Below are 16,295 nucleotides of genomic sequence, written 5' to 3' on the forward strand. Positions count from 1 at the left end.
CGCCAGCCGAGCCCAGCACCAGCGCATGCGGTTCGATGCCTTCTGGGTGTCATGCCTGCCCGCGGCCTGAACTGGCCAAGGGCGCCCGCTATGCCTGAACTGCCCGCCTTGGGCCGGAAGTACACTCGGCAGCAGACAGCCACCTGCACACAGGCCCACCCAGCACAACCCCGTACCCACATGTTCCAACTACGACAGCTGAAGATCTTCGTCGCGGCGATGGAAACGTTGAGCTTCACGAAAGCCGCCAAACGGGTGCATCTGTCCCAACCCAGCGTTACGGAACAGATACGGGCGCTGGAAGAGAGCGTCGGCCAGGCGCTCTTCATCCGCCAGAACAATCGCCTGCAACCCACCCCGGCCGCCGAGAGACTGGCCATTCGAGCACGCGAATTGCTTGCCCGCGCCGACGAGGCCTTCCGGGAAGTTCGCGAAAACGTCGACGATTCAGGCGGCGCGATCCGGGTCGCCGCGCCACAGACCTTGTGCACCAGTGTGCTGGTTCCGCAACTGCTGCGCTTTGCCGGCATGCATCCCGGAACGCAAGTTGCCGTCCAAGAAAAAAACTCCATGGCGACAGCCCAGGCGGTGCTCAATGGGACGGCCGACCTCGGCCTGGTGCACGGATGGCCGGCGCATGACGCCAAGCTCCAGGCGCAAGCCATTGCGCGGGACATGCCGGTGGTCGTGATGCCCCCTGGGCATCCGCTGTGCCAGGCTGCCGACATCAAGGCCGACGCGCTTGCCGCATTTCCGCTGATTGTCACCATGGAAGGCTGCCGATATCGGGAATACCTGGAGGCCGTGCTGCAGGAAGCCCCGGTGCAGCCGCATATCCGCGGCGTCGCCGACAGCGTACCGGCCTTGATACAGATGGTGTCCGCGGGCCTCGGGGTATCGATCCTGCCACGGATGGCCATGGATCCTGCGGCAACCACGGCTTGCATCCAGTGGCGGCCGTTGTCGACCGCGGGAGCAGGTCTTCCCATCTGCCTGCTCACCTTGCACCGGACGCCCACGCGCCAGGTGGCCGCCTTCATCGAGATGATCCGCCTCGCGGCGACCGGCTCAGACGAGCCGATGGCCGCCATCGACATGAAGCACGGTACCGGTCGTGTAGCCATTGCCGATCAGGAAGCCGATGGCATCGGCGATATCGCTGCCGGCGCCGACTCGGCCCACCGGTAGCCGCTCGGCCATCGATGCCAAAAGCGGTCCGCTGTCGGCGCCGGCCACGTCATTCCAGATGGGCGTATCCACCCAGCCCGGCGATACGGCATTGATTCGCAACGGCGCAAGCTCGACCGCCATGGCGCGCACGACACCCTCCAACGCGGCATTGATCGCCGCCACGGCAACGCCCTTGGGCCGGGGCCGGTAGGCGGCGATGCCGGAAGTCAGGGTGAAGGAACCGTGCGCCGGCATGCGCGGGGCGCCATGTTTGGCCAGCAGGATAGGCGCGACGACCTTCGAGCGGATGGCTCGGTCGAGCGCTTCCAGCGAGAGTTGCGGCAGCAATTCGTAGGCGCCGCGTATGTCGGCAGCCGTGCAGACCAGATGATCCACCGGCCCGGATTCTTCAAACAGCCGCTGCACTTGCGCTTCACTCGTCACATCCGCCTGGTGCAAGCGAAGCGCGCCAAACGCGCGCAACTGCTCGCGCGCCGCGTTGAGCTTGTCGCGGGATCTGCCCACGATCAGGACCTCGCAGTGCATACCCAGCAATCGCTCGCTGACGGCCAGCCCCATGCCCGAGCTACCGCCGACCACCACTACCCGTTGCCCCGCAAGACCGTTGCCCATGCTCATTTCCTTGAAATACGTGTTTGGAGCAACCGATGGTGGCGTTATGCCTTGCCGGGCGCCAGCAGGAATGTTTGATTGAGGCATCGGTTTGTCCGATGCCCGCGCGTCCAGGTTCCGGTGCATTGCGTGAATGATGAAAGTGGGAAAGCAATGCTGCATCCGGTGCGCTGCGATGCTAACGTTCCGGATCCGCCCGCCGTTCCCGAACGCGCCTGCCTTGATCGCCTGCAGCCCGATGCCCACCCGATCCCCTCTTCCTCCAGCGCGAACCTGGCTCGCCATCGTCGTGCTCGGCCTGGCGTCCTTCAGCATGGTCACAACCGAATTCGCGCCCATCGGCCTGTTGACGCAGATGGCCGCCGATCTGGGCCACGGCGAGGCCGAACTGGGCCTGACCGTGACGCTGTTCGCCTGGATCGGCGCGGGCAGCGGCCTGCTGGCCGCGGGCCGGCTGGGCAGCGTCTCCCGCAAACCCCTGCTGATCTGCCTGATGTTGATGATGGTGGCAGCCAATGCCGCCACGATGGCCGCGCCGACCTACGCCGCGCTGCTCGGCGCACGCGCGCTGGGCGCCGTTGCCAACGGCGTGTTCTGGGCCTTGGCCGCGGCGACCGCCACGCGCATCGCCCCGCCCGGGCGTGCCGGCCTGGCCACCGCCATCATTTTTGGCGGCATTTCGATCGCCACCGTCGCCGGCGTGCCGTTGGCCAACCTGATCGGCCACGCCTGGAATTGGCGCGCCGCATTCGGCGCGATCGGTGCCCTCGCCGCCGTGGCCGCGCTGCTCATGCTGATCATGCTTCCTCCCATCCCGGGCGTCTCCAGCGCGGCCCGCCAGGGCCTGGGCTTCGTGCTCCGCGCCGCGCCGCTACGCCGCATTTATCTAGTGACGGCCTGCGCCACCACGGCCCACTTTTGGGCATACACCTTCATCGACCCGTATCTGTCGGCCGTTCCCGGGATGCCCGCAACAATGGTCGCAACCCTGTTGCTCGCCTTCGGCGCCGCGGGCGTACTGGGCAATATCGCAGCCGGTGTGCTGCTCGACCGGCACCTGCGAGAGGTGACGCTCACGGCGCTGGCAGGGCTATGCGCGGCGCTCATTGCGCTGGGCATCATCGGCCCCGAAAGCTTCCTGGCGCCCATTGCGCTGCTGCTCGCCTGCTGGGGTGCGTCCATCACGGCCTTGTTCACTTGCCTGCAGGCGTGGATACTGCGCGCCGCCGGCAACGCAGCGACATCGGCCGCGGCCGGGCATACCGCAGTGCTCAACGGTGCCATCGGCTGCGGCGCGACGCTGGGCGGTATCATGCTGGCCAAGACCGGCGTTGCCGGCACCCTATTGTCGGCAGGCGCAATTGCAGCCATCGCGATGGCGCTCGCGCTGCGGCAACGGTTTCCGGCGGCAGCCGGGAGCTGCAACGCGCCCCAATCGCGGCTCTGCCGGCAAACGAGTCCAGGAGAAGTACAGCAGTGAACGATACCCGCATACCGGAAACGGAAGCCCCCGAAGACCGCAAAGAACAGCTGCCCACGCTGTGGCGCGATGACGGCTGGACCGCCCGGATCATCAAGAACGAGGAAGACGACGGCTGGGCCGTGGAGATGACCATGGACGGCGAGGCCGAGCCGGCCCTGGTCGGTCCCTGGACCATGGGCCGCGACAAGAAGAACCCCAAGCCGCTCGACTCCCCGGCCTTCATCACCCTGGTCAAGACCGCCCGGGAAGTCCTGCGCCGCCACGAACAGCAACTGCACGCGACGCTGCACAAGAGCGTGAAGATCGACGCCGCCGCCGGCCGCCTGACCATCAAGCTGGACATCGTTCCCGACGAAGACGAGCCGTATGCCGTATTGAGCGCCTACGACGAATCCGGCGAACAACTGGCCCAGACCCAGGTCGCGCCGACGTACAAGCTGAGCGTGCAGCGCGCATCGGAATGGGCCAGCGGCGGTTTTCCGAAGCACGGCTGACAAAGACCTCAATACCTGTAGTTCACGCCCAGCATGGCGCTGAACGGCGCGCCGTAATAGTTGCTGTATACGTTCGTGCTGGCGTAGTACTTCTTGTCGAATACATTGTTCAGGTTCAAGGTCGCCGACCACTGGCGGCTGAACTGATAGCGCGCCATCAGATCCACCAGCGCGTAGCCGCTTTGCGACGACTCGATCTGCTGTCCGCCGGGTCCGCGGCTGGAATACTCGCTGCCGCTTTCCCAGCGCACCCCGCCGCCCACCGTCAGGGCGCTCCAGTCGCCAGGCAGGCGATACGTGGTGTACAGCTTGGCGATATGGCGCGGCAGGCCGACTTGCGTGATGAACCCTTGCGGCAGCCTGCGGTCCACGTACGCGTAGGACAGCTGCATCTGCCAGCCCGGGGTCAGTTCGCCGCTGATTTCGGCTTCCACGCCCCGCATGACCGCGCCGTCAGCGGCGACGTAGGCATTGTCGCCATTTGGCGCCAGACGGTCGCCGTCCAGCATGGCGTAGTTGTCCTGGCGGGTCCGGAACAGGGCCAGCGCCGCGTTCAGGCGGCCATCCAGCAAGGCCGATTTCAGACCGATCTCGTAGGTATTGCCCTTGATGGGAGCAAGCACGCTGCCCGAGGCGCTCTGTGCCTGTTGCGGCAGGAAGATACTGGTGTAGCTGGCATAGGCGGACAGGCTGTCGGTAAGGTCATAGACCACGCCGGCATAGGGCGTGTAGACGCCCTGCTCCCGCATATTGTCCGGGTAGGACGAACCATCGTTGTAGTTATACGAGGCCTGCTGGTCCCACCAGGTCACGCGCGACCCCAGCACCAGTGACAGCGCATCGGTCGGACGCAGGCGCAGCGCGCCATAGATCGACGCCTGCTTCTCGGTGTAGTCGCGCTTGCCAGTGGACTGCCAATCGGGTTCGGGCATGTCGCCATTCCAGTCGCGGATATCTGGAATCTTCGGGTTGTAGCCCGGCGCCACCCACAGAGGATACATATCGTAGTCGCCGTTAGTGCGCGACGCGCTCGCGCCCACGATGAGGTCATGTCGGCGGCCGAAGGCGTCGAATGCGCCGCTCAGGCTTGCGTCGACCGCGTTCTGCGTTTTGGGGATGGGCCATTTCGCGACCCATACGGAGGCGCCCCCGCCGGTGGCCGGGTCTGCCCACCCATTGCTGCTGAACCAGCCATAGGTGCGGTCATTGTCGTCTCCGGTGCGGGATACGGTCACCGATCCCTTCCACAAGGGCGCGAATTCGTGGTCCAGCGTGGCGAACACGTTGTAGCGCGTGCGTTCCTGGCGGCTCCAGTTGGTCGCCGAGTTGAAGCGCTGGCGGAAATCCGTTTTCGAACCGTCCGCGTATACCGCAGGAAAGCCGAAGTACGAGCATGCGGTGCAGTTCTTGCGCTGATACTCCGCGCCCAGGGTCAGCAGCGTGCGTTCGGTCAGATCGGCCTCGATCACGCCGTAAAGCAATTGCGAATCCTGCTTGACGCGATCGATGAACGAACCGCCCTCCTGCCACGCGCCAACCAGCCGGCCTCGAAGCTTGCCGGCCTCGTCCAACGGGCTGCCCAGATCGAACTCCGCGCGCCGGTAGTCCCAGGAGCCAACGGAGGCCCCCACGCCGGCCTCGAACTCACGGGTCGGGCGCTTGCGCACCAGATTGATCGACGCCGCCGGATTGCCGGCGCCGTTCAGCAAGCCCGTGGAACCGCGCACCACTTCGATCCGGTCGTACAGCGCGGTATCCAACCCCAGCGCATTGAAGTCCTTGTGCGTGGGGACGCCGTCCACCTGCATGTTGGTGACTTCCATGCCGCGCGCGTACAAGCCCTTTTCGTTGTCATCGGCCGACCCCTTTTTCTTGAAGGTCAGGCCCGGCGTGTTGACGATGGCGTCCTCCAACGTATTGAGCCCCTGGTCCGACAAGCGTTCGCGCGTCATCACCGATACCGATTGCGGCGTCTCGCGCAGCGTCATCGGCAATTTGGTGGCGGTGGTGGACAGGCCCACGGTGTACGAGCCCGAACCTTCGCTGGGCGCGGGTTCGCGCGAGCCCAACACCTCCACGGGCGCAAGCGTCTGCGCGCCGGCGATGCGCAGCCCGTAGTTGTTGCCGCCTTGGCTGACGGCTTCCAGTCCGGTGCCCGACAGCATGGCCGCCAGCCCCGCAGCGACGCCGTACGGTCCGTGCAGGCCGGCGCTTTGCTTGCCATGCGTCAGCTGGGCATCGAACGACAGCACCACGCCCGCCTGGGCGGCAAAGCGGCCGAGCGCCAAGCCCAGGGGGCCGGCCGGCACCTCGTAGGAACGGACCGCATCGGCCGACGACGCGGCCTGCGCCCATGCGGGAGGCGCCGACGCCAATGCCATCGATGCGACAAAGACGGCGCCGGCGATGGGCGCCAGAGGACCTGGATGGCGATGGAAGGAGGTAGTGAAAGGCATAAGCTCAAGTTTTCCGTGACTCAAATCCGACGTAATCCCTGCTAAGTCGGATGAGCGCGGAAAAAGGACAATGCCAGGCAAAAATAAATCAGCCGCGGGCGACGACCCGGGTGTAGTAGCGCGTAAAACGCGAAATACGCACGGGCAGCGCGCGCGCCACCGCGGCCAGGGCGCGGTCGGTGTCGTCGATCGGGAATGCGCCGGACACGCGCAGCGACGCGACCGCTACGTCGCACCTGAGGCTGCCGGGACGATAGCGGTCCAGCTGCGCAATGAAGTCGCCCAAGCGCATGTCGTCCACGATCAGCAAACCGCGAGTCCATGCGTCGGGTTCGCCGGCGACAACGCCTGCATGACGGGCCGCCGATGTTTCCAGCAGGCCTTGTTCGCCTGCATTCAGCGTCAAGGGTTCCCCTCCCGCCGCGGGCTGCAGCACCACCGCATGCCGCAACACGGCGACTCGCGTCCATGCGTCCTGGCGGCTGACGGTGAAACGTGTGCCCAAGGGACGCACCGTGCCGTGCAAGGTGGTCACGCGCAAAGGCGGCAAGCCCTGGGCGGCGTGTTCGGTGTCGATCAGGATTTCGCCCGCATGAACGGTGATGTGGCGGCCATGGGCGTCCACCCTTACGTCCATCGCGCTTGCGCTGTCCAGCCACAGCTGAGTGCCGTCCGCCAGCAATACTTCGCGCCGTTCGCCCGTGCCCGTGCGGTAGTCGGCCAGGTAGCCCGCCACCATCTGCTCGACCGGCAGGGTGCGCCAGGCCAGCAAGCCGCCAGCGCCGAACAGCGCCGCCGCCCCGAGGCCGTTGCGCAGCGCGGCGCGCCGGCGTTCAAAGTGGCGGTCTGCGCGGTTCAGCGTATCGACGGCAAGTCGGGAGGGCGCCGCGCCCAGGGTGCCGCGCAGACGCTCCACGTGCGTCCAGATGCGGGCATGTTCGGGATCGGCCGCCAGCCAGACGCCGTGCGCCGCCACATCGGCCGCGCTGACATCATCGGCGCATAGCCGCGCATACCATCGCGCCGCCGCGGCAATCGTCTTGTCCGCCATCGCACCTACTGCCGTTCCAAGGCGTAGACCAGGCAATGCTCGGTCGCGCGCGCCATGTACTTCTTCACCGAGCTGACCGTCACGCCCAGCCTGGCCGCGATGTCCGCGTAGCTTGCGCCTTCAAGCTGCGACATCAGGAAGGCGCGCCGCACCTTGTCGCCCAAGCCATGCAGCATGGCGTCGATCTCGCGGATGGTTTCCAGCAGAATGGCTTGAGACTCGGGCGAGATCGCGTGGGCCTCGGGCTGCTGGGCCAGGGTTTCCAGCCAGGCGCGCTCCAGCACCTGGCGGCGGATGTGATCCACCAGCGTGCGTTGCGCAACCGTGGCGAGAAAACTGCGAGGCTGCCTTACGCCCTGCAACTGGGCCATGGACGCGGGCGACGCCAACAAGCGCAGAAACGTGTCTTGAGTCAGGTCGGCGGCTTCGGCGGGCACCTTCAAGCGCCGCAGCAGCCAACCGCGCAGCCAACCATGATGATCACGGTAGAGGAAGCCAAGCTCGCGGTGCTCCAAGGATTGCTGGGACGACATGGCCTTAGCGACCGCTACCTGAATTTTTAAGAATGGGAATTGTAATCATTATTGATGGCGTAGAGCAATTTCGAGAATGGCATCGGCAATGCACGCCCCCCATGCTGAATCGCGTCTCAACGCCGCGCCCGTACCTGTCCTGGCGATACGCCGAACCGGCGCCGGAACGCCGTGGCGAAGTTGGCCGCGCTGCCATAGCCGGCGATGCAAGCCGCCTGCGCGACGCTGATGCCGTCGCGCTCCAGCGCCAGCCGCGCGCGCGACAGCCTGCCGTCGCGCAGGTACTGGGCCACCGTGGTGCCCCACATGGCGCGGAAATGCCGCTGCAGCGTGTTCACGCTGACGCAGACGCGGGCAGCGATCTCCGCCAGAAGCAAGGCATCGGCGCCGCCCTGGTCGATCCATTCCCGCAAGGCGGCCATGCGGCGGCGGTCGCGCGGGCTGAGCGGCGCGGCTTCCTCGGCTGCCACGCCGTGCACATGCGTCAGCGCCTCCACCACGATGTCCAGCGCGCGCGACTTCTGGTACAGGCGCCACAAGGGCGGCGGCAGCACGGGCGGACGCAGCATCTGCCGGGCGGCGGCGACGGCCTGATCCGATGCCTTCCAAGTCTGCAAGGCCAGATGGCGCTGCGCGAAGGCGCGTAGCGCCAGTCCCTCTTCGCCAGGAAGATGCCGATCCAGCCACTGCGGCTGCAAGGTCAACATCACCGTGCGTTCGACATGGCCACGGCATGATTCGCGCAGGAAGGCATCCGGCTGCAGCACGGAAAGCATCACCCCCTGCACGCTCCCATCGGCGCCGGGCCCCAGGCTGAGCCGGTGTTGCCCCAGCGTCACGTTCACGCGGCCGCCGACGACCAGGGCCAGATGCAGGCCGGGCCGCACCGTGGCCCGCATGCTTGCGCCTTGCAGATCGCGCGCGTCCAGCCGCCACAGCACCATGCCTGGGTCCAGCTCGGTCAGGTCGGACCAGCCTTCCATGATGGTTTGGGCGCGTGCGGGGGCCGTGGCCGCCATGCCGTAATGGGCGATCCGGGGTACCGATGCCGCGACGGCTTCGGACCAGCGCTGGTCCCCGCCCATGCCGGATGCCGGGGGATTGGCGATGCCGCAAAGCATTGTGGTGCCGGCGCAAAACCCGGCGTGCGCTCCCGCTGACATAATTCTGAATGCATTAAATAGAAATCGTTCTCAATTAAATCATGCGCATCCGGCTTTGGGTTGCGGATCAGCGGCGGACGTTGCGAAAACCCCACCCTGCCCGCCCAGTCCGTATGCCGCGCCGCCCGTGGAGTAGAACTTCGTGCTGTCCCTGTCCAACCAACGCCTGAACTACGCCGCCGCGGCGCTGTTCTGCGTGCTTTATGCCGCCGGCGCCTCCGCGCAGACATCCTCGACGCAGGATGATTCCCGCATCCAGCAGTTCCCTACCGTCCAGGTGCTCGGCACCGCCGAAGAGGAAGTCAAGGAAGCCCTGGGCGTCTCGGTGATCACGGCCGAGGAAATCGCCCGTCGTCCTCCCACCAACGACCTGTCGGACATCATCCGCCGCGAGCCCGGGGTCAACCTGACCGGCAACAGCGCCAGCGGCTCGCGCGGCAACAACCGCCAGGTCGACATTCGCGGCATGGGGCCAGAAAATACCTTGATCCTGATCGACGGCAAACCCGCCACCTCCCGCAACGCCATCCGCTATGGCTGGAGCGGAGACCGCGACACCCGCGGCGACACCAACTGGGTGCCTGCCGAAGAAGTCGAGCGCATCGAAGTGCTGCGCGGGCCCGCCGCCGCGCGCTATGGCTCGGGCGCGATGGGCGGCGTGGTGAACATCATCACCAAGCGTCCCACCGACAAACTCAGCGGTTCGCTGACCTACTACCTGAACCAGCCCGAGAACAGCGACGAAGGCAACACCAACCGCGTCGGCATCCGCCTGAGCGGCCCGATCAGCGACACCCTCAGCTTCCGGCTCTACGGCAACTACAACAAGACCAACCCCGACGCCCGCAACATCAACGCCGGCCGCTCGCTGCTCAACGGCGACGGCCTGGCGGAATCGGCCGGCCGCGAGGGCGTGATCAACCAGGACCTGAACACGGTCTTCTCCTGGCGCCCCGACAACCGCAACACGCTGGACCTGGAGGCCGCGTTCAGCCGCCAGGGCAACCTCTATGCCGGCGACACGATGCTGAACTCCACTTCGAAGTTCACCGACAGCCTGTACGGCAAGGAAACCAATGTGCTCTATCGGGAAAGCCTGAGCCTGACCCATCGCGGCACCTGGGACTGGGGCACCTCGCGCGCCTCGATGGGCTATGACTACACCCGCAACGCGCGCCAGAACGAAGGTCTGGCCGGCAGCGGCGAAGGCAGCCCGATGGACCTGGGCTGGTCCACCTCACGCCTGAAAAACCTGCGGGCGGCGGGCGAGGTCAACGTCCCGTTCAAGCTCGGTTTCGAGCAGGTCGCGACCGTCGGCGTCGAATGGCTGCGCGAATCCCTGGACGATCCCGCCAGCCTGCGCCAGACCTACACGGGCGGCGTCATCGGCGGCGTGGCTTCCGGCAACCGCGATCCCAAGACCACGCAGAACAGCTATGCGCTGTTCGTCGAGGACAACATCGAGGCAGGAGAACGCACCACCCTGACGCCGGGCGTGCGCTTCGACCATAACGAGAAGTTCGGCAACAACTGGAGTCCCAGCCTGAACGCCGCCTATAAGGTCACCGAAACCTTCAAGCTCAAGGGCGGCATCGCGCGGGCATACAAGGCGCCGAACCTGTATCAGTCGAATCCGAACTACCTGATGTACAGCCGCGGCTTCGGCTGCCTGGCGTCGCAGGCCAACCAGAACGGCTGCTATCTGGTGGGCAATGAAAACCTGTCGCCCGAAACCAGCGTCAACAAGGAAATCGGCTTCGAGTACGACCCCGGCAGCTGGCGCATGAGCGCGGCCTACTTCCGCAACGACTACAAGAACAAGATAGTGGCCGGCACGGATATCGCCTATCGCCTGACCAACGGCGCGCGCGTGCTGCAATGGAGCAACTCGGGCAAGGCCGTGGTCGAGGGACTGGAAGGCAATCTCTACATTCCGCTGGCGCCCAGCCTGGACTGGAACACCAACTTCACCTACATGATCCAGAGCGAAAGCAAGGACAACGGCCAACCCCTGAGCATCATCCCGAAGTACACGATCAACTCCACGCTGGACTGGTTCGCCACCGAAAAACTGTCGTTCCAGGCCAACCTGACCTACTACGGCAAGCAGGAAGCCCCGACCCTGAACCCGCGCCGCGGCGAAACCATCACGGGCCAGGGGCTGCAAAGCGTCAGCCCCTACGCCCTGGTCGGATTGAGCACGGGCTACGAGGTCAACAAGAACCTGCGGTTCCGCGTCGGCGTCAGCAACCTGCTGGACAAGAAGCTCTACCGCGAAGGCAACGCGGGCGAAGCCGGAGCCGCCACCTACAACGAACCGGGCCGCGCCTATTACGCAACGATGACCGCGTCGTTCTAAGGCGCGGAACCCGGCCGCGCGGCCTGGCCAGGCCAGGACGCGCAGGGTTCGCCGGCGGCCTCAATGGCCCGTCGAATCCCCTTCCCGGCTGGCTTCGAACAGGAACCAGGTGCGCCGTTCGGTCTCGTCGATCCAGTTCTCAATCAGGCTGGAGCTGGCGATGTCGCGGTGCTCGTCGGTGATGTTGTGCGCTTCGCGCAGCGCCGCGGCCAGGACCTTGTTGTCTTCCCGCAGCTCGGCCAGCATGTCCAGCGGCTGCACGTAATCCGCGTCGTTGTCCGAGATGCGCTGCGAACGCGCGATGTGGCCGATGGAGCGCAGCGTCGTGCCGCCGATCTTGCGGATGCGCTCGGCGAGCGGGTCCGTCATGGCGAACAACTGGTCGCCCTGCTCGTCCAGCAGCAGGTGGTAGTCGCGGAAATGAGGGCCGCTGACATGCCAATGGAAGTTCTTGGTCTTCAGATACAGCGCGAACACGTCGGCCAGTATCTGGTTCAGCGCGGCGGAAATATCCCTGGTGGCGGCCGCCGCCAAGTCGGTCGGTGTAGCCAGCGGGCGCTTGCGCCGCTCTTTCAGGGTTTTGGTGGTCTTCTCATCCAGTTTCTTGGCCATGGGTCGCAACTCCTAGGAATGATGGTGAAAACGCACGCGCGGCGCCGCTTGTACGCGCCGCGACTCCGCTAGCGTAAATCCGCCCGCGCATTTTTGCCAATGTCCTGGGTCAAGGAGCCGCCTCTTCTTTGGCCATGCCCGGCATCAAGACGGCGCCTCTCCTGAAATCCGGCCCGGCTAGGAGTATGCTACGCCGCGTCAATTCAGCCGGATCCATTCATTGCTATGCGCGGCAACCCCGACGCCAGGCAAGGCGCCATCGCCCTGCACGGGTTCTACTTCCTGTATTACGGGCTGCAGGGAGTCAGCATCCCCTTCCTGCCCCTGTGGTTCGCCAGCCGCGGCCTGGACTCCGCCCTCATCGGCCTGATTGTCGCCACGTCCTTCCTGCCCAAGATCCTGTCCACGCCAGTCGTCGCCCACGTGGCCGACCAGACCGGCCGCGCGCATGCCCTGATCGCCGCGGCGCTGGCCGCGTCGCTGGTGCTGTTCGTCTGCTATCCCTTCAGCAGCACGCCCGCCTGGCTGCTGGCCATCACCCTGCTGCTCAACGCCGTCTTCCCGGCGGTGCTGCCGCTGATGGACCGCATGGCCATCGCGAGCGGCCGGGGCCAGGGAAATTCCTATACCGTCATGCGAGCCTGCGGCTCGTTGGGCTTCGCCGTCGTCACCGTGGCCGGCGGGTACCTGATCAAGACCTTCGACACCGACTGGGTAATGTGGCTGTCGATCCTGCTCATCATCGCCTGTCTGGCCTGCGTGCGGCTGCTGCCCCAGGCGGCGCGCCCCGCCGCCGGCGAAGCGCCCGCGCCAACGGTGCGCCTGCCCATGCTCGAAGTCCTGCGCGACCGCCCCCTGCTGATGTGCATCGCTGCGGCCTCGCTGGTCCAGGCCAGCAACGGCTTTCTCTATTCTTACTCCACGCTGTACTGGAGCGCCAGCGGCCTGTCGACCACGCTGATTTCCATGCTGTGGGTGGTGGGCGTCGCAAGCGAGGTCCTGTTCTTCTTCCTGGCGCCCCGCATTCTGGCCCGCACGGGCGCCCAATGGCTGATCCTGGCGTCCGCCGTCATGACCGCGATCCGCTGGGCGGGGCTGTCCGCCACCACGGATCCCGCGCTGATCGGTGGCTTGCAGCTGCTGCAGTGCTTCACCCTGGCAGGCAACAACGCCGCCATCATGTGGTACATCACGCGTCACGTGCCCGCCGCCATCAAGACCTCCGCCATTGCACTCTATGCCCTGCTGTCCGGCGGCGTCTTCATGTTCGCCAGCATCCAGCTGGGAGGCGCGCTGTACCGCAGCTATGCGCCAGGGGGATTCCTGGCGATGTCGCTGTGCTCCATTGGGGCGGTTCCCTTGGTGGTTTACGCGGAGAAGTTGCGCAGGAAGGCGGGAAGCCCGCGGGCCTAGCCCCCGCCCAGGCGCAGAATCCTGGCCTCTTCCTACATTACCAACTGCTGGCTCAATACCAGCAAGTCCTCGTCAGAAAATCTCCCCGCGTAGAACTGTACTTTTGAATAGGCCAGGAACAATTCCACAAAGGCGCGCAGTAATTCCTGCCGAGCCTGATAGGCGCGATGTTCGGCATTCAACACGTCGGAATTGATCCGCTCACCGCCGAGTACGCCTCGACGCAGCGCAACAACCAGAGAGGCACCATCAGCGACGTTCTCGCGCAGCGTGCGAATGCGCTGCATGCTGGTAATGCAGACCAAGTAGTATTTCCGAAGCAGCATGGCAGCGCTGTTGCTCTTGTCGTGCAATTCGTGGCTGGCTTGTGCTCGCTGGTTGTAGGCCTGACGCGTGGCATAGTAGCTTGAACCACCGTTGAAGATCGGAATCGAAATCTGCAGGCCAATCGTATTGCTCTTGTAATCCCGTCCCCGATTATTGACGCTATCCGAATCTATGCGCTCGTGCGTAGCATAGAGCGAAACGCGAGGCATGAACCGCCCCTTCTCACGCTCAATAACCAAGTCGTTGTAGCTCTCAGCCAATCGCGCAGTCTGTACCTCCGGACTCTGCTGCAAGGCAGAATCCAGTAACGCCGATTGGTCCACGCCCTGAAGGAAGAACTGCCTGGTATTCAGGTTGATCGCCATCAATTGGGGCGCTTGTACCTGCTCGCCCACAAGTATTGATAGCTCCTCCAGCCGATCCGCCAGTTCATTCTCATGAACCACCAGTTGCGCACGCAGGGTGCCCAGTTGCGCACGAGTTTCCAGAACATCGATCCGGGTACCCTCGCCTTGAGCCAGCATCCGTTCGTTGTCGCGCAGCATGATTTCATAGGCGCGCAGTTGATGGCGGGCGAGCTCCAGCAGGTCTCGCGCCAGCACTGCGTTTAAATAGTCCTCGATCAAGGTAATCGCCTGCTGCTGAAATTGCAGCCGGTATTGAGCTTCAGCATAAGCCGCTTGAGTTTCACCCACGCGATAAGCACTGATAGCGGAGTAGTCGAACAGTACCTGCTCAATCGTCAGACCAGTGCGCTGTCCGTAGAATCGGTCTTCATCCGTATAGCTACGGGCAGGAATCCACGGCACGCCGCTGCGCCGTACGACATACTCCGTCCGCTGCGTGCGATTGCGCAAATAGTTGATTGAAGCCTGCGGCAATAGAGCTGCGCGAGCGATATTCCTGGCATCCAGCCCGGCGTCCCGGGCGGCCCGCGCCGCATGCACCTTCGGGTTTCTTTGCAGCATGCGCTCATAGGCGTGCACCAAATCAAGCGCGGGACGATCCTCTTGCTGCCACCCTGCCTGCCGGGCCGATTTCATTTCTGGCTGCTGCGGAACCCTGGACTCATGCGGCAAGAATAATGGCGGTTCCTGCAATAGGGATTGAGCTGTTCCTTCAATTGGCCACGTGGTGACTACAAGCAACAATGCCCCTAGCACCACACTGGCATGGGCCTGTAGCATCTGGCTTGGCCGAAAGCAGCCCCGCCAACGAGAATCCCGACCCATTCCTAGTCGTTTCGCCATTTGCATCATTTACTTCTCTATCAAGGCGAGACGACTGCGGTCGCGCAGCGGTTTGAGCAAGTAACTCATCAGTGTTCGTTCTCCCGTTTTGATGAATGCAGTTACCGGCATACCCGGCTGCAGGTTCAGTCCAGGCGCCAACTCTCGCTCCCGGAGCTCATCCACGGCGATTTCTACGCGGTAATACGGCCTGTCCTGCGAGTCATCCACTCTGTCGGCAGACACTGTCGTCACAGTCCCAGCCATTTTTGGAGTGACGGCGCGGTTGAAAGCCATGAACTCCAGATCCACAGACAGACCTGCACGGACCTTATCCACTTCCTGCACTGGCAGTCTCCCCTCCACCATCAGCGGCTTGTCCAACGGCACAATGTCCATGAGCCTGTCGCCAGCCCTGACCACGCCTCCCTGGGTAAATACCGCCACCCCCGTTACAATGCCTGTCGTCGGCGCCACTATTTCCATGTTTGCCATTTCGTACTCCGCACTAGCCAATCTTGATTGCAGATCGGATACGCGAGTACGCGTCTCGCTCAACTCGACGCGCACCTCCTTTTGATAATCCTCACGTTGGGAAATCAGTCTTGACTGATACTCCTGCACGGTTGCTTCCAATGAACCTAAGCGGCCTTGCTCGTCCGCGACCGAGCCAAGTAGCTGTAAATACTGCCGCTCCGCTTCCAGCAATCGATTGCGCGCCAGCAGCCCCTCGTCGGCCAAGATGCGTTGGCTTTCAAGCTGACGTTCAAAGGTGATGCGCTGCTCCTGGCGCGAGCGCAGAATACGTTGCACACTGCCGCGCTGCTCACGCGCGCCACGTAAGGCGGCTTCCAGCCCCTCCAACATCGCTTGCTGAGCGCGTATGCGAGTGCCAAACAATTGTTGCTGGACCCGAACCATTTCGTCCACTTGCAAATTACCTTCTTGCAGTGCAAGCAATAGTTTTGCATTCAAGTGGATATCTGATAGCCCATCACGCTCGGCCGCAAGACGACTCTCGACTGCCAAACCACTCGAATACTGAAAGCGCAATGAATCAAGTTGGTTGGCGGCCAAGGTGGAGTCGAGTTCGACCAGAACCTCGCCTGCCTGTACGCGCGCACCTTCTGCTGTCAGTATCCGCTGCACCTTCCCACCTACTAGTGGTTGTACTGCCTTGCGGTTCCCACTAACTGCTACCTTTGCATCTATCGGCACGCCCGCATCCAGCGGGGCTAGGACAGCCCATCCCAGAAATCCGACAACGGCGATTAATATGATCAACCACCCCAGAAGCACATGCCGGCGCGAGTCATGCGGCAGATCATTCTTAACTCGAATTTGGCCACTCGGAAGATCTGCCATATTTTCC

The 16,295-nt window shown here is 64.2% G+C and carries 13 protein-coding genes; 5 read left to right on the forward strand and 8 right to left on the reverse strand.

Annotated elements, in window-relative coordinates; all coding sequences use genetic code 11:
* The first annotated feature begins 180 nt into the window (after positions 1-180).
* Positions 181-1,188: a LysR family transcriptional regulator gene (locus FOC84_RS31205; protein ID WP_173149183.1), complete on the forward strand. Its 1,008-nt coding sequence runs from the start codon at positions 181-183 to the stop codon at positions 1,186-1,188.
* On the opposite strand, the gene FOC84_RS31210 is transcribed toward FOC84_RS31205, so the two are convergent.
* Positions 1,069-2,118, reverse strand: coding sequence for an SDR family oxidoreductase (locus FOC84_RS31210; RefSeq protein ID WP_254241838.1), 1,050 nt, complete (start codon positions 2,116-2,118; stop codon positions 1,069-1,071). The genes FOC84_RS31205 and FOC84_RS31210 overlap by 120 nt on opposite strands.
* On the opposite strand from FOC84_RS31210, the gene FOC84_RS31215 reads away from it, so the two are divergent.
* Together FOC84_RS31215 and FOC84_RS31220 are read left to right on the forward strand one after the other, a co-directional pair.
* Entirely contained in the window at positions 2,117-3,283 is a 1,167-nt protein-coding gene (locus FOC84_RS31215; protein ID WP_173149185.1) for an MFS transporter, read from the forward strand. The genes FOC84_RS31210 and FOC84_RS31215 overlap by 2 nt on opposite strands.
* Positions 3,280-3,780 (forward strand): hypothetical protein, encoded by a 501-nt coding sequence (locus FOC84_RS31220; RefSeq protein WP_173149187.1) that lies wholly within the window; start codon positions 3,280-3,282, stop codon positions 3,778-3,780. Before FOC84_RS31215 ends, FOC84_RS31220 begins: the two co-directional genes overlap by 4 nt.
* An 8-nt stretch (positions 3,781-3,788) precedes the next feature.
* On the opposite strand, the gene FOC84_RS31225 is transcribed toward FOC84_RS31220, so the two are convergent.
* The 4 genes from FOC84_RS31225 to FOC84_RS31240 form a co-directional block, all read right to left on the reverse strand.
* The gene (locus tag FOC84_RS31225) at positions 3,789-6,236 is read right to left on the reverse strand and encodes a TonB-dependent siderophore receptor (RefSeq protein WP_173149189.1); all 2,448 of its coding nucleotides are present in this window, start codon (positions 6,234-6,236) and stop codon (positions 3,789-3,791) included.
* An 88-nt stretch (positions 6,237-6,324) separates the two neighbouring features.
* Positions 6,325-7,287, reverse strand: coding sequence for a FecR domain-containing protein (locus FOC84_RS31230; protein ID WP_173149191.1), 963 nt, complete (start codon positions 7,285-7,287; stop codon positions 6,325-6,327).
* 5 nt (positions 7,288-7,292) lie between these two features.
* Positions 7,293-7,820 carry a sigma-70 family RNA polymerase sigma factor gene (locus FOC84_RS31235; protein WP_173149193.1) on the reverse strand — a complete coding sequence of 176 codons (528 nt, stop codon included), beginning with the start codon at positions 7,818-7,820 and terminating at the stop codon, positions 7,293-7,295.
* A 116-nt stretch (positions 7,821-7,936) separates the two neighbouring features.
* Entirely contained in the window at positions 7,937-8,941 is a 1,005-nt protein-coding gene (locus FOC84_RS31240) for a helix-turn-helix domain-containing protein (protein ID WP_254241840.1), read from the reverse strand.
* Between the two features lie 187 nt (positions 8,942-9,128).
* Here FOC84_RS31240 and FOC84_RS31245 point away from each other — a divergent pair, with 187 nt between their 5' ends.
* Positions 9,129-11,342: a TonB-dependent siderophore receptor gene (locus tag FOC84_RS31245; protein WP_438800901.1), complete on the forward strand. Its 2,214-nt coding sequence runs from the start codon at positions 9,129-9,131 to the stop codon at positions 11,340-11,342.
* Between the two features lie 60 nt (positions 11,343-11,402).
* Here the strand turns inward: FOC84_RS31245 and FOC84_RS31250 are convergent, their stop codons facing one another.
* Positions 11,403-11,954: a Dps family protein gene (locus FOC84_RS31250; RefSeq protein ID WP_173149195.1), complete on the reverse strand. Its 552-nt coding sequence runs from the start codon at positions 11,952-11,954 to the stop codon at positions 11,403-11,405.
* 225 nt (positions 11,955-12,179) lie between these two features.
* Between FOC84_RS31250 and FOC84_RS31255 the strand changes: the two genes are divergently transcribed.
* A complete protein-coding gene (locus FOC84_RS31255; RefSeq protein WP_173149197.1) occupies positions 12,180-13,367 on the forward strand; it encodes an MFS transporter in 1,188 nt (395 codons plus the stop codon).
* Between the two features lie 32 nt (positions 13,368-13,399).
* Here the strand turns inward: FOC84_RS31255 and FOC84_RS31260 are convergent, their stop codons facing one another.
* Positions 13,400-14,737 (reverse strand): TolC family outer membrane protein, encoded by a 1,338-nt coding sequence (locus FOC84_RS31260; RefSeq protein WP_173149199.1) that lies wholly within the window; start codon positions 14,735-14,737, stop codon positions 13,400-13,402.
* 216 nt (positions 14,738-14,953) lie between these two features.
* Positions 14,954-16,288: an HlyD family type I secretion periplasmic adaptor subunit gene (locus FOC84_RS31265; RefSeq protein WP_173149201.1), complete on the reverse strand. Its 1,335-nt coding sequence runs from the start codon at positions 16,286-16,288 to the stop codon at positions 14,954-14,956.
* Positions 16,289-16,295: the final 7 nt, after the last annotated feature.

It is taken from the genome of Achromobacter pestifer (genome assembly GCF_013267355.1).
Taxonomy (GTDB): domain Bacteria; phylum Pseudomonadota; class Gammaproteobacteria; order Burkholderiales; family Burkholderiaceae_B; genus Achromobacter; species Achromobacter pestifer_A.